This window comes from Arthrobacter sp. lap29 (assembly GCF_032458965.1).
GTDB classification, from domain to species: Bacteria; Actinomycetota; Actinomycetes; order Actinomycetales; family Micrococcaceae; genus Specibacter; species Specibacter psychrochitiniphilus.
Map to the genome: position 1 here is coordinate 1 of NZ_JAUCEK010000030.1, position 2,091 is coordinate 2,091.

Annotated in this window: 2 protein-coding genes and 1 pseudogene; 1 reads left to right on the forward strand and 2 read right to left on the reverse strand. The window is 60.3% G+C overall.

What is annotated here, in order from left to right:
• A pseudogene (locus RY113_RS18340) lies at positions 1-289 on the forward strand (hypothetical protein); the annotation flags it as partial.
• Positions 290-425: 136 nt separating this feature from the next.
• Here the strand turns inward: RY113_RS18340 and RY113_RS18345 are convergent.
• Together RY113_RS18345 and RY113_RS18350 are read right to left on the reverse strand one after the other, a co-directional pair.
• Positions 426-1,313, reverse strand: a complete 888-nt coding sequence (locus RY113_RS18345; protein WP_315915820.1) for a PhzF family phenazine biosynthesis protein — start codon at positions 1,311-1,313, stop codon at positions 426-428.
• Positions 1,314-1,490: 177 nt separating this feature from the next.
• Entirely contained in the window at positions 1,491-1,967 is a 477-nt protein-coding gene (locus tag RY113_RS18350; protein WP_315915822.1) for a GNAT family N-acetyltransferase, read from the reverse strand.
• Between the last annotated feature and the right edge of the window lie 124 nt (positions 1,968-2,091).

Consider the following 2,091-nt stretch of genomic DNA (forward strand, 5'->3'; position numbering starts at 1 on the left):
TGCCACTGCGGGCACCCCGATCCAAATTACGCATCGTGTGAATGAGTTCAATTTGGTGGCGGCGATTATTGCCAAGACACGCATGGTGGGCTTGCTGCCTCGATATACGGGCCTGATTCCATATTTTCGGGAGCATGTGGTGCTGCGCCCGATTAAGGGCCTTGTCCTGGGTCGGCACATCGATATCCTGACGAGGCCTGAAGCGCGAACCCGGGTTAGCACGCGTACCGTGATCGACCGTGTCATCAAGATTGCCGAGGAGACTCGCAGTCTCTCAGCGGGAGGCTAAAGCGCTCCTCCTCAGCTAGCTACCAAGAAACACCATGCGGTAGGAAGCGGTATGAGAACGGGTGTTGCTGGTGGGGCACCCGAATCGTGCGGCTTACCTCAGGCCAGCCGTCGAGGGCTGGCCTCAGGCATGGGGTTCAGCGAGGAAGGAAGGCGGTGCCTTCCATGAAGCGGACGCAGCGACCTGTCAGTAAGGTGCGCTCACCTTCGAAGTTGATCCGCACGGTTCCGCCCCGGGCTGATGCCTGTCGTGCGAGCATTTCATTCTTGCCGAGTCGTTCGGCCCATAGGGGAGCGAGCTGGCAGTGGGCGGAGCCGGTGACAGGGTCCTCTGAGACGCCCGCTTCACCACCGAACCAGCGGGAGACCACATCATATTCGGTTCCGGTGCCCGGAGCGGTGACAATCATCCCGCGAACCGGCAGTGCGGCCAGAACCGCGAGGTCCGGGGAAAGATCGATGACGGTTTGGGCATCCTCGACCATGTAGATCAGGTCGGTGGCTCGTAGCGCCTCAATCACGGGGACTCCTAGCGCCTTGGCTAAGGTGGGTTCAATTGCCACCGGCACGGGAATTTCGGAGGGGAAGTCCATGGTGTATTGCCCGTCGGTGGAGCGGGTGACCGAGAGCCAGCCGCTGCGAGTGTAGAACTGGAGCTCCTTGGCCTCGGGGTGCTCGTCGTCAAACAGGTAGGAAGCCGCTGCCATGGTCGCGTGCCCGCACAAATCGACTTCGACGGCAGGGGTGAACCAGCGCAAATGGTATGCCGGATGGGCGGGCTTTGGTGCCTGGACTCCGTTGGGCAGGGTCTTCACTAGGAATGCCGTCTCGGAGAGGTTATTTTCCTCTGCTGCTTGTTGGAGTACCCCGTCCGGTAGCCAGTGGGGCAGGGGCATGACGGCAGCCGGGTTGCCCTTGAAGAGGGCATCAGCAAAGGCGTCGATCTGCACAAGGGGAACCTTCAGGTAGCGATCGCGAGGATCTAACTTACCTCCGGAGGGGTTTGATGTTGAGGTGCTGTGCATGTTTTCTTCCTTAGTGTCCGAATGTCTATTTTGCCTAGACCACGTAGCTTCCGCTGCCTGTCGTCAAGTGACATGGCATTACGGAAACCCTTCCGTGGGGATGCTGTACGGGGCTAATCTTTGAACGTTGACGGTGATAGTGCGGGTGCGCTCTGGTCTCGCGCCTTGGCCTGGTCGCTAAGCCAGAGTGTAGAGGTCAAGCTCATCGTGGCTGGACCTGAGCTGGAATCCGCGGCGGGCGAGTATCGTCGCAGATGCAGCGTTGGCCGGGTCCACGCGGGCTACAAGCTGCCTGGTTCCGTAGACCTCGGGAATGGTGGCCAGGGCTCCATCGACCATGGCCCCGGCGATGCCGCGGCCCCAATGATCCGGCGATACCCAGTAGCCGATCTCGACGCCCTCGTCCTTGAGCGAGGAGACCACGATACCGACAGGTTCATTTGCCTCTGTGACCAAATACCAGCGGGAGGCTCCCACCATGTCGAGCGGGTCTTGCCGCAGCGCTGCGGTAACGCGGTCCTGGATGGTTTGTTGCTCCCATGGCTGTCCATTCCCAATGAAGCGGGTTACCCGTTCGTCGGAGGCCAAGCGCGCGAAGAATGCCGTATCAGATACGTGAAATGGGCGCAGGTCGATCGAGGGAGCGTACAGCATGAGGGGACCTTTCGCGATCAGTGGTGTTATGGCCAACCTATCAAGGGCCTTGGAATGTTCTGAATCTGGAACTCCTCGCGCGCGAGCATGGCGCTACCGTGACGTTCCACTGGGGAACCATGAC